This window comes from Pseudomonas citri, assembly GCF_025336485.1.
In the GTDB taxonomy this organism is placed as follows: Bacteria; Pseudomonadota; Gammaproteobacteria; order Pseudomonadales; family Pseudomonadaceae; genus Aquipseudomonas; species Aquipseudomonas citri.
The window spans coordinates 30,933-44,001 of record NZ_JAODAB010000020.1; the positions used below are offsets into that span (position 1 = coordinate 30,933).

Sequence of the window (13,069 nt, forward strand, 5' to 3'; positions counted from 1 at the left end):
CGAATCTCTCCTCACTGGGCAGCGAATTGCATTTCAGGCACGTGGTCCGGCACGACCAGTTCGCCGGCGGTCTTGGCGACGATTTCCTCGACGCTGACACCCGGGGCCCGTTCTTTCAGGACGAAGGCGCCGTTGTGGATTTCCAGATAGGCCAGGTCGGTGAGCACGCGCTTGATGCAGCCGGCACCGGTCAGCGGCAGGCTGCAACGCGGCAGCAGTTTCGACTCGCCGTCCTTGGACGCGTGGGTCATGGTAACAATGATGTTCTCGGCGCCGGCCACCAGGTCCATCGCGCCGCCCATGCCCTTGACCAGCTTGCCAGGGATCATCCACGAGGCAATGTTGCCTTGCACATCCACTTCGAACGCGCCAAGCACGGTCAAATCGATGTGACCGCCACGGATCATGGCAAACGATTCGGCGGAAGAGAAGATCGACGCGCCGATGCGCGCGGTGACGGTCTGCTTGCCGGCGTTGATCATGTCGGCATCGACTTCGGCTTCGGTGGGAAACGCGCCCATGCCCAGCAGGCCGTTTTCCGATTGCAGCATGACTTCCATGCCTTCGGGGATGTAGTTGGCGACCAGGGTCGGGATGCCGATGCCCAGGTTCACGTAGTAGCCGTCCTGCAATTCGCGGGCGACGCGTTGAGCCATTTGTTCGCGGGAAAGTGCCATGTCGTTATTCCTTCATTCGGTCCGGGGGCGGATTACTTACGTACGGTGCGCTGTTCGATGCGCTTTTCGAACGCGCCGCAAATGATCCGGTCGACGTAGATGCCAGGGGTATGGATCTGCGTCGGGTCCAGCTCGCCGGGCTCGACGATTTCCTCGACTTCCACCACGGTGATCTTGCCGGCGGTGGCCGCCAGCGGATTGAAGTTCTGGGCGGTGTGGCGATAGACCACGTTGCCGAAATGGTCGGCTTTCCAGCCTTTGACGATGGCGAAATCGCCGGTGATGGATTCCTCCATCAGGTACTGGCGACCATGGAATTCACGCACTTCCTTGCCTTCGGCCACGGGGGTGCCGACGCCGGTGGCGGTGAAGAAGGCCGGGATGCCGGCGCCGCCGGCGCGCATTTTTTCCGCCAGGGTGCCTTGGGGGGTGAGCTGGACTTCGATTTCGCCGCTCAGCAGTTGTTTTTCGAAGAGCGCGTTTTCACCCACGTAGGAGGCGATCACCTTGCGGATCTGCCGGTCCTCGAGCAACACGCCGAGGCCAAAACCATCGACGCCACAGTTGTTGGACACCACGGTGAGATCGCGGATGCCCTTGCGCTTGATTTCGGCGATCAGGTTTTCCGGGATACCGCACAGACCGAAGCCGCCGGCAATGACCGTCATGCCGTCCTTCAAGCCCGCGAGGGCTTCTGCATAGGAATTCACGCGTTTGTCGAAACCTGCCATAGACACCTCTTTTATTTTTGATGGGGTCGCAATGGCCTGCAGTGTTGCGCCAAGTCATATATTTGTTAAGTTGATTTTTACGTTGTATTGATTGATAAAACTCATCAATTGCTGATATCCACTTGCAGCTCGAAGCTAACCACTCGCCGCTGGGAGCATAGCGACCATGACCCTTAAACAGATCCGCGCCTTTCTCGCCGTAGCCCAGAGCCTGAGCTTCGCCGTGGCCGGCGAGCGATTGCACCTGTCCCAGTCGGCCCTGAGCCTGACCATCAAGGCTTTGGAAGACGGGCTCGGCGGACGTCTGTTCAGCCGCAACACCCGTAACGTTGCGCTGACGGCTGAGGGCGAAGCGCTGTTGCCCCTGGCGCGCCGGCTGATTGCCGACTGGGACAACGTCGAGGATGAAATGCGCCAGCGTTTCACCTTGCAGCGCGGGCGCGTGACCCTGGCGGCGATGCCGTCGTTCGCCGGTAACCTGCTGCCGCCGATCCTCAAGACCTTCCGAGCCCGTTACCCGAACGTCAACGTCACGGTCAACGACGTGATCAACGAGCAGGTATTGGAAATGGTCCGTGACCGGCACGTCGAACTGGGCGTGGCGTTCGAGCCGGTGCAGGGTTCGTCGTTGGCCTTCACGCCGTTGTACCTGGATCGCTTCGTCGCGGTGGTGCCGCTGGATTCACCGCTGGCCCAGCGCGACGAAATCCGCTGGAAAACCCTGCTGGAGCAGCCCTTCATCACCCTGCAACGACCTTCCACCGTACGGGTGATGCTGGAAGAGCACTTGCGGGCGCGGGGCATGAAACTGCCGGTGGAGTTCGAGAGCCATCAGTTGGCGACGGTCGGGCGAATGGTCGCCAGCGGATTGGGAGTCAGTGCCGTGCCAGCCCTGTGCGTGGGGCAAATGCATGAGCTGGGCGCGCGCTGCATCACCTTGAGCGATCCGCTGATAGAACGGGCCGTCGGCGTCCTGACCCATCCGGGGCATGAACTGTCGGCGGCGGCGCAGGCGCTGTTCGATACGCTCAAGGAGCAGGACTTGGGTGGGCAGCTGTCGGTGGGAGCAAAGCTTCCCCGATAGCCAGGCACAGCGCTCAGGGGCGGCCTGGCACCTTTCGTCGCCCTCGGGATGTTTTATATAAAACCTTAACGGCGCCTGGATTTCCGAATTTAACGAACCAACAGGGTTCGCTAACAGCAACTAACGAGGTGAATGAAATGGCTAATACAGGTAGTAACAACCCTGGCAATTTCGCTAACGATCGTGAAAAGGCATCGGAAGCCGGGAAGAAAGGCGGACAAGCCTCGGGTGGCAATTTCGCCAACGATCCAGAGCGAGCGGCCGAAGCCGGACGCAAGGGCGGCCAGGCATCGGGTGGGAACTTTGCCAACGACCCCGGGCGTGCCGCAGAGGCCGGCCGTAAAGGCGGGAAAGCCTCCGGTGGGAATTTTGCCAATGACCGCGAGAAGGCTTCCAAAGCCGGCCGCAAGGGGGGTGAAAACAGCCACGGCGGTGGGCGTAAATCATAAGGCTCGTGACACTGCCGGCCCTTGTCCCTGACAGGGCTGGCAGTGCGTTTCAACCGCTCTTGAATGCGCCATGGAGCATGCACCAGGCGCCCACCAGGGCGCCTGCCCAAACCAGCACGATCAGCACCGCAGCGATTTTGTTCACCGGGCGTTTTCCGTCGTTCTCCTGCCACTGCCGGGCCTTGGCTTCACACTCGGCCAGCACCGCCGGCGGCATCAGCCGCAGGGCCAGCCAGATGCCTACAGGCAGCAGGATGACGTCGTCCAGGTAACCCAGCACCGGAATGAAATCCGGGATCAGGTCGATGGGGCTCAAGGCGTATGCCACCACGACAATGGCGATCCATTTGGGCAACCATGGCGCCTGCGGATGGCGGTAACAGAACCACAGCGTCATGGTCTGGCGCTTGAGGGTGCGGGCCCATTGGCGAAGTTGTGCGAGAAAAGCGCTCATGAGTCTCTGCAAGAGGCGGGGACGGGTCACTCTATACGACGAAGGCCGTGCGCTGCATCCGTGTTCTACACACCACGCACCTATACTCAACCCATGGGTGATCGAAATCCGGGGTAGCGATCGTGCTGCGTTCGCTGATGCTGGCCGTTGTGCTCGTTCTGGCGGGATGCGCCATGCCACAGCGCGGTCAACAGGCTGCCACCGTGACGATTTCCCAGGACACCTGGCGGCAAGTCGACCAGCAGATCATCGCTGCTTCGAAAAGCGCCGTCGAACAGACCGGGGTCTACGCCCGTGGGTCGATGGAGCATTGGCGGGTGTTGGTGTACCAGCGGACCGAGGCTGAATTCATTCCCTGGTTCAGCAGTTACTGGACCCAGGAGTGGCTGGCAGTGAAGGTCAGTTGGTATGACGCCAGTGCCAAGGGCGAGGAGGATTCCGCGTCCAAGCGCCTGGCCCTGTACCTGCAGGAACAGTATCGCGAGCAGGTGCTGGAGCCGGTGGCGAAGGAGATCGATCCCGAGGCCATCAGGGCCAATGCCACGGCGTATTACGTGCGCCTGCTCGATCAGCAGGTCCGGGTGGTGGCCCAGCGGCACGGCATGGCCTCCGAGCTGATCAACCGGCGCCTGCACGGTATTCCCGCGATCAACCTGGGTCCGCCGGCGGCGCGCAATGCTTCGTTGTATGAGGTGGTCCACACCGAACCATTGAACAGGTTGCCGGCCTACGCGGCGTTGATCGATCACGTGAACAAGGCAGCGGCCACTGGTTCGGGGCCGTCGGATGCGGTGATCGCCACGGTGGCGCAACACACCAGTGAAAAGATCGAAGGCCAGTACGCCTCGCGAGGAGCGGCCAGTGCGGCAGCGGCGGTGGCCGGGAAGGCGGCGGGTGCGTTGATTTCGGTGGGCGTGGCGGGCATTCGCGCGATCATCCACGAGGGGGAGCGACCGGAAATGGAGGCGCAGATCCGCAAGAGTCTGAGCGCGGCATTCGACGAAGCCTGGTTCAAGTCGCTCAAGCATCCCCTCAGTGGTGTGATGGCGCCGGTGTATTACCTGGACGGGGAGATCGAAGACAACCTGGTAGAGACGGAGCTGTCCAATCGCGCCGTGCTATTGCCGGTCCTTGAGCCCTGACGGGGCGGCTCAGTCGGCCCCCAGGGTGACGCGACAGCCTTTGCGAAGGCGAATCTGTTCGTCGGTCGGGCGTTCCCTGACAAATTCGAAGCGCGGTTCACCTTCGCTGTAAATCACCAGCCACCCCCATTCCAGCTCGCTTTCATCCTGCCCGGGCCTGGGCGGCGAGGCCCACCAGGGTTCTTTGTGCATGATCTGACGCATCGTCTGCTCCTGCCGGTTGATCCCTCACTATAGACCGCTCGGTTGGATGAGAAGCGCCCGGGCAATTTCTTGAAATTCATGGGCCGCCCCGTTTATGTGGGAGCAAGGCTTGCCCGCGATGGGGCGATACGGTCTTTCATAAATCGAGGCGCCTGTTTCGCGAGAAGGCTTTGATATTCAGTGTGCTCTGGAACCTTCTATCAGCGTCTAGCGTCTGTATCCCCGCACTCGAACGGGGAATGACTGGACCCGGCGCATATGCAAGCACTGTTGAACGAGATCCTTGAAGCGGTTCGCCCCCTGATCGGTCAGGGCAAGGTGGCCAACTACATTCCGGCCTTGGGCTCCGTGGCGCCCAATCAATTGGGCATTGCCGTGTATGGCAACGACGGCGAGATGTATTGCGCCGGCGACGCCGATACGCCATTTTCGGTGCAGAGTATTTCCAAGGTTTTCAGCCTGGTGCAGGCCATCGAGCATTCCGGCGAGGCGATCTGGGAGCGGCTGGGGCACGAACCGTCCGGACAGCCCTTCAACTCCCTGGTGCAACTGGAGTTCGAGCGTGGACGGCCGCGCAATCCGTTCATCAATGCCGGCGCCCTGGTGATCTGCGATATCAACCAGTCGCGTTTCGCCGCGCCGGCCCTATCGATGCGCGATTTCGTTCGCCGCCTGTCGGGCAACCCGCAGGTGATGATAGACGGCAAGGTCGCCGAGTCGGAATACCAGCACCGTGCCCGCAACGCAGCGATGGCCTATCTGATGCAGTCCTTCGGTAATTTTCATAACGACGTGGAAGCGGTGCTGCGCAGTTACTTCAGCCACTGCGCATTGCGCATGAGCTGCATCGACCTGGCCCGGGCGTTCTGTTTCCTGGCCAACGACGGCTTCTGCAAGCACAGCGGCTCGCAGATCCTGACCGCCCGTCAGACCCAGCAAGTCAACTCCATCATGGCCACCAGCGGGCTGTACGACGAGGCTGGCAACTTCGCCTATCGGGTCGGCCTGCCAGGCAAGAGTGGGGTAGGGGGCGGGATCGTGGCCGTGGTGCCAGGGCGCTTTACGGTGTGCGTCTGGTCGCCGGAGCTCAACGCCGCCGGCAACTCCCTGGCCGGGATGGCCGCGTTGGAGTTGCTGAGTCAACGGATTGGCTGGTCAGTCTTTTAAAGAGGTCCGTAATAAAAAGGGCCCGTTCCTGATCAGGAACGGGCCCTTTTTGTTACAGGCAATCAGCAGAAGCGGTCGATGACCCGGACTTGGGAAGTGTCTTGCATCGACTGCCAGGCCTGGGTCAGCGTTTGCAACACGCGGGCCATGAAGTCCTTGTCAGCCGCGGCCTTCTTGCCGACGTAGCCTTGGCCGCGCCGGTACATCTTCAGCCGTGCACACAAGTCTTGCTGGTTCTTTTCGAACTCGTCTTCATGGGTGAACGGCGACAGGCAGTCCATGTGTACCTGGCCATTCTTGCCGATCCAGAGGATATGGCTGTCCAGTGTGTCTTTGTGTGCTGCGAACATGCGAGCCAGTTCATCGATAGATGGATGATTGTTCAGATTCATGTGTAAGCCCCTTGACCATTTGGTTGATCTGTCTGGTGGTTCGCAAAACTTCGCTAGGCTCTTTACGAAAGTGCTTGATCGACGCTCGGCGACTTTCGTACAAACCCTGTGCCTGGCATCGAAACCAGGCCACCCGCGTTCATCCGCCTGACTTCGACGGGGTCGCGCATCGGTTGTGTAGTGTTATCGAAGGGCTGCTACGCAAACTGCGTGACAGCGACGAGAAACAGCGAAGAATCTTCAGCCAGCGTCAACTTTCGAGGGTCGACCACGTGCGTCATGAGGATCGTCGCCGACGTTTCTCGTCCTTGTTACCGGACGGTCATGCCAGGTCAGCACCTTCAATCTGCCTTGTGGGCAGTCCCTTATCCAAAAAAACAGCTCGGCGGTCAGACGAGCTTGCTCAAACGGTTGCTTGTACTCCCGATCGGGGAGACGTCTGCATCATGCAAGGGCAAATCGGAGGCGTCAACGGTTTTGTAGTGAATATTTTTGATCACTACATATTGTCGGACAAAATGGTTTGGGTATTAGAAAGGGGTGGGTACAGCACAACACTTGTGGGGAAACAAAATAATCCCTTTGAAGTATGTACAACTCTGTGGGCTCAGATTGCCTTGGCTTTGCCAGCCTTGCGCTTGGCCGGCTTGCGCTTGTTTTTCCACGGCGTTGCCCCACGGCCGGCGGGGTTGGCCGGGCCGCTGATGGTCAGGCTCATACCCTGGCAGCGAGCGATGTGCTTGCTCATCCAGGCGGCTTGCCGGGTGACGAATTCTTCCAGGCTCATCTCACCGCTTTGCACCATGTCCAGCGCCTGTTCCCAGATCGCCGTGGTGCCGGGGTCGGCAATGGCGCGTGGGACGGCGTCGATCAGGCTGAAGGCCGCCGGGGTGGCGGACAGGGCCTTGCCGGTTTTTACCAGGTAACCACGGTCCAGCAGGCCCTGGATGATCGAGGCCCGGGTCGCTTCGGTGCCGATGCCGGTGGTGTCCTTGAGCTTTTGCTTGAGCAAAGGATCCGCCACCAGCTTGGCGACGTTCTTCATGGCCTTGATCAGGTCGCCCTCGGTGAACGGCTTGGGCGGTTGGGTCCACAGGTCCTTGGGCGTCACCTCGTCCACGCTGCAATCGTTGCCTTCGGCCAGCGCCGGCAAGATTTGCGGTGCCGGTGCTTCACGGCCCTTTGCCGGGGCCAGTGCCTCGGGCAGGGCGCGTTTCCAGCCGGGTTCGACGACCTGCTTGCCCACCGCGCGCAAGGCCTGGCCAGCACAGTCGAAGTCGGCCTGGGTCCGGTCGTATTCATGGTTGGGCAGGAACTGCGCCAGGTAGCGCGCACGAATCAGCGTATAGACCGCCCGCTGCTTGCCGGCGAGTTTGTCGAGGTTTTTCGCGGCTGCGGTGGGAATGATGCCGTGGTGGGCGCTGACCTTGGCGTCGTTCCAGGCCCGGGACTTGCGCTGCGGTTGCAGGTGTTCGCGCAGCGGCGCAAGGCTTGGGTCAGCCAGGGCAAGGGCGGCCAGGATGGCGGGGGCTTCGCTGTGCTGGCTCAGCGGCAGGAAACCACAATCGCTGCGGGGATAGGTGATGAGTTTGTAGGTTTCGTAGAGTTGTTGGGCGATGTCCAGGGTCTCCTGGGCGCCGAGGCCGAGTTTCTTCGAGCAGACTTCCTGCAAGGTACCCAGGTCGAACGGCAGCGGTGCGGCCTCGCGCAGGCGCTCGGTGCGGACCTTGGTCACCCGGGCGGTGGCGGCGTTGCCCATGGCCTGTGCGGCAGCGCGGGCCAGGGCCTGGTCCAGGCAGCGCTCCTGATCGTCGCAGGTATCCGGGTCGGCGCGCCACTGGGCGGTGAAGGCCGTGCCGTGGTGGCTGAGTTGCACGTCGATGGCCCAATAGGCGACCGGCACGAAGTCGGCGATGCTGCGGTCGCGGTCCACCACCAGCCGCAGGGTCGGTGTTTGCACGCGCCCGACCGGCAGCACGCCCTGGTAGCCGGACTGGCGTCCCAGCAAGGTGAACAGGCGACTCATGTTCATGCCGATCAGCCAGTCGGCCCGGGAGCGGCCCAATGCCGAATGGTACAGGTTGAAGGTCTCGCCCCCTGGTTTGAGGGCCGCCAGGGCCTTGCGGATCGACGCGTCGTCCAAGGCCGACAGCCACAGCCGCCGGATCGGCCCACGGTAGCGGCAATGTTCCACCAACTCCCGGGCGATCATTTCGCCTTCGCGGTCGGCGTCGGTGGCGATCACCAATTCCTTCGCTTCCCCCAGCAAACGCTTGACCGCCTTGTACTGGCTGGCGGTTTTCGGCTTGACGGTCATTTTCCATTGCGCCGGCACGATGGGCAGGTCGGCCAGTACCCAGCGCTTGTAGCGCGCATCGTAGGCATCGGGCGGGGCGGTTTCCAGCAGGTGGCCGATGCACCAGGTGACCGTGACCCCGGAGCCCAGCCAGCAACCGTCGCCACGACGCGTGGCGCCGAGCACAGCGGCGATGTCCTTGGCCTGGGACGGTTTTTCACACAGGTACAGCTGCATAACGCCTCTTCTCGAGCAGGTTCCGTGGGGCTGTAGCATGGTCATGGAAAGGCGTCAGGGCAAGTTTTATCTGTATGGATATACAGACGAATGTGACAGGTTTTCCGGTGGCGGCCTTGGCAAGCGGCGTTCGGCGGCTCGTGCGCAGGCAAAATGAATTTCTTGCGGGGGCGTCGCTCATAACTCTCAGAACCGCTGAAACAGCAAAAGAACGTTAATGATTCAGGGAGAGTCACCTTCATGCATTCAACGCCAAAGGACAACGGACAGGCGACCACGCGTTTGATCCTCGTTGTCGAAGACGATCCGACCATCCTGGAGTTTCTCTGCGAGATCCTGGAGGACGAGGGATTTGTCGTGGAGCCCCGGGAAAGCGCCGACGCGGCGCTGAAATTCCTCGAGCAGAGTGCCGACTATGTCGACCTGTTGCTGACCGACATCACCATGCCTGGCAATATCGACGGCGCGGACCTGGCCAACCTGACCGGGGACCGCTGGCCACAGATCCCCTTGTTGATCATGTCCGGTTACCAAACGCCGGAAAGCGCCGGGATCAAGCACCACGCCTCGTTCATCGCCAAGCCGTGGGCGTTGGGACAGATGCTGGACCTGGTGGAGCATACGGTGAAGAGTCACTCGCTCCATTGAGGATGATGTAGACAGGAAATACCAGTGTGGGAGCAAGCCTTGCTCCCACACTGGTGGACTGTTCCCCAAAAGTTGGACGTTAAGCCGGTTGTTTCTCAGTTCTTGTCCAGATCCACATTCCGGGTTTCCCGCAGGCACAGCATGCCCACCACCAGGCTCACCCCGGTGATCAACACCGGGTACCACAACCCGTAGAAGATGTCCCCGGTGTACACCACCAGTGCAAACGACACGGTAGGCAGGAAACCGCCGAACCAGCCATTGCCGATGTGGTAGGGCAGGGACATGGAGGTGTAGCGGATACGGGTCGGGAACAGTTCGACCATCAGCGCTGCCAGCGGGCCGTAGCACATGGCTGAAATGATGATGAGCGCCACGATCAGCACGACGATCATCGGTCGGTTGATCTGCTGGGCATCGGCTTTCTGCGGATAGCCGGCCAGTGTCACCGCGCCGCGCAGGGCCGCTTCGTCGTAGCCGTCAAGCCTCACCTCGCCGACACTGACCTGCACATCGCTGCCCGCCGGGGCCGCGACGCTGCTGTAGGGCAGGCCTTGCTTGACCAGGAAGGTCTTGACTTTGTCGCAAGGGCTGTCGAAACGCGCCTTGCCCACCGGGTCGAACTGAAAGGTGCAGGTGGCCGGGTCGGCCACGACGGTGATCGGGGACTGGCGACTCGCCTGGTCGATGGCCGGGTTGGCGTAGTGGGCCAGGCTCTTGAAGATGGGGAAGTACAGCGCCGTCGCCAGCAACAGGCCGATCATCAGCACCGGTTTGCGTCCGACCCTGTCCGACAGCCAGCCAAAGAAGATGAAGAACGGTGCGCCGATCACCACGCTGACGATCAGCAGGCTGTTGGCCAGGGCCGGGTCCATCTTCAGGAATTGGGTGAGGAAGAACAGCACGTAGAACTGCGCAGCGTAGAAGGTCACGGCTTGCCCGGCGTTGATGCTGAACAGGGCGATCAGCACCACCTTGAGGTTTTCCCATTTGCCGAAGGATTCGCGGATCGGCGCTTTGCAGCACTTGCCTTCTTCTTTCATTTTCAGGAAGGCCGGCGACTCGTGCAGGCTCAGGCGAATCCAGGTGGAAATGCCCAGCAACAGGATCGACAGCAAGAACGGAATGCGCCAGCCCCAGACTTCGAACTGATCGCCGGTGAAGTAGCGGCAGCCCAGTATCACCAACAGCGAGAGCAGCAAGCCGAGGGTCGCGGTGGACTGAATCCAACTGGTGTGAAAACCGCGCTTGCCGATGGGCGCATGCTCGGCGACGTAGGTCGCCGCGCCACCGTATTCACCGCCCAGGGCGAGACCCTGGAGCATGCGCAGCGCCACCAGGATGATCGGCGCGGCGATGCCGATGCTGGCGTAGTTGGGCAGCAGGCCGACGCAGAAGGTCGCCAGGCCCATGAGGATGATAGTCGCCAGGAATGTGTATTTGCGCCCGATCATGTCCCCCAGGCGCCCGAACACCAGCGCGCCGAACGGCCGCACGATGAAGCCGGCGGCGAATGCCATGAGGGCGAAAATGAACGCCGTGGTGTCGTTGACCCCGGCGAAGAACTGCTTGCTGATCACCGCCGCCAGGGCGCCGTAGAGGAAAAAGTCGTACCACTCGAACACCGTCCCCAGGGACGAGGCGAAGATGACTTTCTGGATTTGCTGGCTGGTGCCGACGCTGCGCGTGGCTTCCAGGGACTGAACATGCTCAGACATATCGGTATCCCTCACAGTGATTGTTTTTGTTGTTCCACTGTCGACGCCGGTTTGGCATCTCCTGCTTTGTTGCATTGCTTGATGGCAGGTATCTCGCTCCCCCAGGAGGGCAACCTGGATTCAGACCATCGCGGGTTCCTGGGTGAGGAGGGTGCTCCTGGTGTCTGTCTCCAGCATCATCTGCGCGGCCTTCTCGGCAATCATCAGCGTCGGCGAGCAGGTGTTGCCCGAGGTGATGCGCGGCATGATCGAGGCGTCGGCGATGCGCAGGCCCTTGATACCGTGGACGCGCAGTTGTGCATCCACCACCGCGTCGCGGTCCTGGCCCATGCGGCAGGTGCCCACCGGGTGGAAGATCGTCGTGCCGATGCGGGCGGCGGCCTGGTGCAGTTCTTCCTCGGTTTGCAGGCTGGGCCCCGGCAGGTATTCCACCGGATTGAACGCGCTCAGGGCCGGGGCGGCGACGATACGGCGGGTCAGGCGGATCGCATCGGCGGCGACCCGCAGGTCTTCCGGGTGGCTGAGATAGTTGGGTTGGATCAGTGGCGCGTCATGCAGGTCGGCCGAGCGGATGTCCACCCGGCCACGGCTGTGCGGACGCAGGTCGCAGACCGATGCGGTGAATGCCGGGAAACTGTGCAATGGCTCGCCGAAGCGTTCCAGGGACAACGGCTGCACGTGGTATTCGAGGTTGGCCGAGGTCTGTTCCGGCCCCGAGCGGGCGAACGCGCCGAGCTGGCTGGGAGCCATGGACAGCGGGCCGCTGCGGTCGTACAGGTAGCGCAGGCCCATGCCCATCTTGCCCCATAGCGTGCCGGCGATCTGGTTCAGCGTACGGGCGTTTTCCAATCGATAGATCAGCCGCAGTTGCAAGTGATCCTGCAGGTTGCCACCCACACCGGGCAGTTCATGGACCACGCCGATGCCCAGGCGCTGCAACAAGGGGCGCGGACCGATCCCGGAGCGCTGCAGGATCCCCGGTGAACCCACGGCGCCGGCGCACAGCACGATCTCCTTGCGGGCCTTGAAAGTCATGCCCTTGCCTTGCCAGCGGGCGCTGACGGCGTGGGCTCGATCGTCACGCAACAACACACGTTCGACCTCGACGTCGGTCAACACCGTGAGATTGGCGCGCTGGCGAACCGGTTTGAGAAAAGCCTTGGCCGCGTTCCAGCGCACGCCGGCCTTCTGGTTGACCTGAAAGTAGCCGCAGCCTTCGTTGTCGCCGCCGTTGAAGTCGTCGACATTGGCGATGCCGCTCTGTTCGGCGGCGGTGCGGAACGCATCGAGGATCGGCCAGGACAGGCGCTGGCGTTCGACCCGCCATTCTCCGCTGGCGCCGTGCAGTTCGGAGGCGCCGGCGAAGTGGTTTTCGCTTTGCCGGAACAGCGGCAGCACGTCTTTCCAGGCCCAACCGGGATTGCCCTCGGCGGCCCAGCCGTCGTAGTCCGCGGCCTGGCCGCGCATGTAGATCATGCCGTTGATGGACGAGCAGCCGCCCAGCACTTTGCCTCGCGGGTAGCTCAGGGCACGCCCTTGCAGGCCCGGTTGCGCTTCGGTCTTGAAGCACCAGTCGGTGCGTGGGTTGCCGATGCAGAACAGGTAGCCGACCGGGATGTGGATCCACGGATAGTTGTCGCGTCCACCGGCTTCGAGCAACAGCACCCGGTGTTGCGGGTTGGCCGAGAGCCGATTGGCCAGCAAGCACCCGGCCGGGCCGGCGCCCACGATCACGTAATCGTATTCATCGACGACAGGTTGCATCCGTGACCTCTCATTTCTTGTTCTTGTGTGGTTCATCCTAATTGTTAGTTTTCGTTAAAAGAATGTTAGTTTTTGCGCAGCTGCTGTGCGTTTATACACAGTCAGG

Annotated in this window: 13 protein-coding genes; 5 read left to right on the forward strand and 8 right to left on the reverse strand. The window is 61.7% G+C overall.

What is annotated here, in order from left to right; all coding sequences use genetic code 11:
• Nucleotides 1-11: 11 nt before the first annotated feature.
• Complete coding sequence (locus tag N4Q37_RS20000) at nucleotides 12-677, reverse strand: CoA transferase subunit B (protein ID WP_260961295.1); 666 nt, start codon at nucleotides 675-677, stop codon at nucleotides 12-14.
• A 32-nt stretch (nucleotides 678-709) separates the two neighbouring features.
• Nucleotides 710-1,408 carry a CoA transferase subunit A gene (locus N4Q37_RS20005; RefSeq protein ID WP_260961296.1) on the reverse strand — a complete coding sequence of 233 codons (699 nt, stop codon included), beginning with the start codon at nucleotides 1,406-1,408 and terminating at the stop codon, nucleotides 710-712.
• Between the two features lie 166 nt (nucleotides 1,409-1,574).
• Between N4Q37_RS20005 and N4Q37_RS20010 the strand changes: the two genes are divergently transcribed.
• Both N4Q37_RS20010 and N4Q37_RS20015 read left to right on the forward strand, forming a co-directional pair.
• Nucleotides 1,575-2,492, forward strand: coding sequence for a LysR family transcriptional regulator (locus tag N4Q37_RS20010; protein ID WP_260961297.1), 918 nt, complete (start codon nucleotides 1,575-1,577; stop codon nucleotides 2,490-2,492).
• 137 nt (nucleotides 2,493-2,629) lie between these two features.
• Nucleotides 2,630-2,941 carry a con-10 family general stress protein gene (locus tag N4Q37_RS20015; RefSeq protein ID WP_260961367.1) on the forward strand — a complete coding sequence of 104 codons (312 nt, stop codon included), beginning with the start codon at nucleotides 2,630-2,632 and terminating at the stop codon, nucleotides 2,939-2,941.
• Between the two features lie 49 nt (nucleotides 2,942-2,990).
• Here the strand turns inward: N4Q37_RS20015 and N4Q37_RS20020 are convergent, their stop codons facing one another.
• Nucleotides 2,991-3,395 (reverse strand): YkvA family protein, encoded by a 405-nt coding sequence (locus N4Q37_RS20020; RefSeq protein ID WP_260961298.1) that lies wholly within the window; start codon nucleotides 3,393-3,395, stop codon nucleotides 2,991-2,993.
• Nucleotides 3,396-3,517: 122 nt separating this feature from the next.
• Between N4Q37_RS20020 and N4Q37_RS20025 the strand changes: the two genes are divergently transcribed.
• Entirely contained in the window at nucleotides 3,518-4,537 is a 1,020-nt protein-coding gene (locus tag N4Q37_RS20025) for a hypothetical protein (RefSeq protein ID WP_260961299.1), read from the forward strand.
• Between the two features lie 9 nt (nucleotides 4,538-4,546).
• Here N4Q37_RS20025 and N4Q37_RS20030 read toward each other — a convergent pair whose 3' ends face one another.
• A complete protein-coding gene (locus N4Q37_RS20030; RefSeq protein ID WP_260961300.1) occupies nucleotides 4,547-4,741 on the reverse strand; it encodes a hypothetical protein in 195 nt (64 codons plus the stop codon).
• 258 nt (nucleotides 4,742-4,999) lie between these two features.
• Between N4Q37_RS20030 and glsB the strand changes: the two genes are divergently transcribed.
• A complete protein-coding gene (gene glsB, locus N4Q37_RS20035) occupies nucleotides 5,000-5,908 on the forward strand; it encodes a glutaminase B (protein ID WP_260961301.1) in 909 nt (302 codons plus the stop codon).
• A 62-nt stretch (nucleotides 5,909-5,970) separates the two neighbouring features.
• Here the strand turns inward: glsB and N4Q37_RS20040 are convergent, their stop codons facing one another.
• Both N4Q37_RS20040 and N4Q37_RS20045 read right to left on the reverse strand, forming a co-directional pair.
• Nucleotides 5,971-6,300 (reverse strand): hypothetical protein, encoded by a 330-nt coding sequence (locus N4Q37_RS20040; RefSeq protein WP_260961302.1) that lies wholly within the window; start codon nucleotides 6,298-6,300, stop codon nucleotides 5,971-5,973.
• Between the two features lie 607 nt (nucleotides 6,301-6,907).
• Nucleotides 6,908-8,833: a DNA topoisomerase III gene (locus tag N4Q37_RS20045; protein ID WP_260961303.1), complete on the reverse strand. Its 1,926-nt coding sequence runs from the start codon at nucleotides 8,831-8,833 to the stop codon at nucleotides 6,908-6,910.
• Nucleotides 8,834-9,073: 240 nt separating this feature from the next.
• Between N4Q37_RS20045 and N4Q37_RS20050 the strand changes: the two genes are divergently transcribed.
• Nucleotides 9,074-9,481, forward strand: a complete 408-nt coding sequence (locus tag N4Q37_RS20050; RefSeq protein ID WP_260961304.1) for a response regulator — start codon at nucleotides 9,074-9,076, stop codon at nucleotides 9,479-9,481.
• A 95-nt stretch (nucleotides 9,482-9,576) separates the two neighbouring features.
• On the opposite strand, the gene N4Q37_RS20055 is transcribed toward N4Q37_RS20050, so the two are convergent.
• Both N4Q37_RS20055 and N4Q37_RS20060 read right to left on the reverse strand, forming a co-directional pair.
• Nucleotides 9,577-11,199 carry an MFS transporter gene (locus N4Q37_RS20055; RefSeq protein ID WP_260961305.1) on the reverse strand — a complete coding sequence of 541 codons (1,623 nt, stop codon included), beginning with the start codon at nucleotides 11,197-11,199 and terminating at the stop codon, nucleotides 9,577-9,579.
• 120 nt (nucleotides 11,200-11,319) lie between these two features.
• Nucleotides 11,320-12,963, reverse strand: a complete 1,644-nt coding sequence (locus N4Q37_RS20060; protein ID WP_260961306.1) for a GMC family oxidoreductase — start codon at nucleotides 12,961-12,963, stop codon at nucleotides 11,320-11,322.
• Nucleotides 12,964-13,069 lie beyond the last annotated feature (106 nt).

Coding starts and splice junctions, on each gene's coding strand:
- N4Q37_RS20005 (WP_260961296.1), bottom strand. CDS start 1,408: ATGGCAGGTTTCGACAAACGCGTGAATTCCTATGCAGAAGCCCTCGCG.
- N4Q37_RS20040 (WP_260961302.1), bottom strand. CDS start 6,300: ATGAATCTGAACAATCATCCATCTATCGATGAACTGGCTCGCATGTTC.
- N4Q37_RS20055 (WP_260961305.1), bottom strand. CDS start 11,199: ATGTCTGAGCATGTTCAGTCCCTGGAAGCCACGCGCAGCGTCGGCACC.
- glsB (WP_260961301.1), top strand. CDS start 5,000: ATGCAAGCACTGTTGAACGAGATCCTTGAAGCGGTTCGCCCCCTGATC.
- N4Q37_RS20020 (WP_260961298.1), bottom strand. CDS start 3,395: ATGAGCGCTTTTCTCGCACAACTTCGCCAATGGGCCCGCACCCTCAAG.
- N4Q37_RS20050 (WP_260961304.1), top strand. CDS start 9,074: ATGCATTCAACGCCAAAGGACAACGGACAGGCGACCACGCGTTTGATC.
- N4Q37_RS20030 (WP_260961300.1), bottom strand. CDS start 4,741: ATGCGTCAGATCATGCACAAAGAACCCTGGTGGGCCTCGCCGCCCAGG.
- N4Q37_RS20000 (WP_260961295.1), bottom strand. CDS start 677: ATGGCACTTTCCCGCGAACAAATGGCTCAACGCGTCGCCCGCGAATTG.
- N4Q37_RS20060 (WP_260961306.1), bottom strand. CDS start 12,963: ATGCAACCTGTCGTCGATGAATACGATTACGTGATCGTGGGCGCCGGC.
- N4Q37_RS20010 (WP_260961297.1), top strand. CDS start 1,575: ATGACCCTTAAACAGATCCGCGCCTTTCTCGCCGTAGCCCAGAGCCTG.
- N4Q37_RS20015 (WP_260961367.1), top strand. CDS start 2,630: ATGGCTAATACAGGTAGTAACAACCCTGGCAATTTCGCTAACGATCGT.
- N4Q37_RS20045 (WP_260961303.1), bottom strand. CDS start 8,833: ATGCAGCTGTACCTGTGTGAAAAACCGTCCCAGGCCAAGGACATCGCC.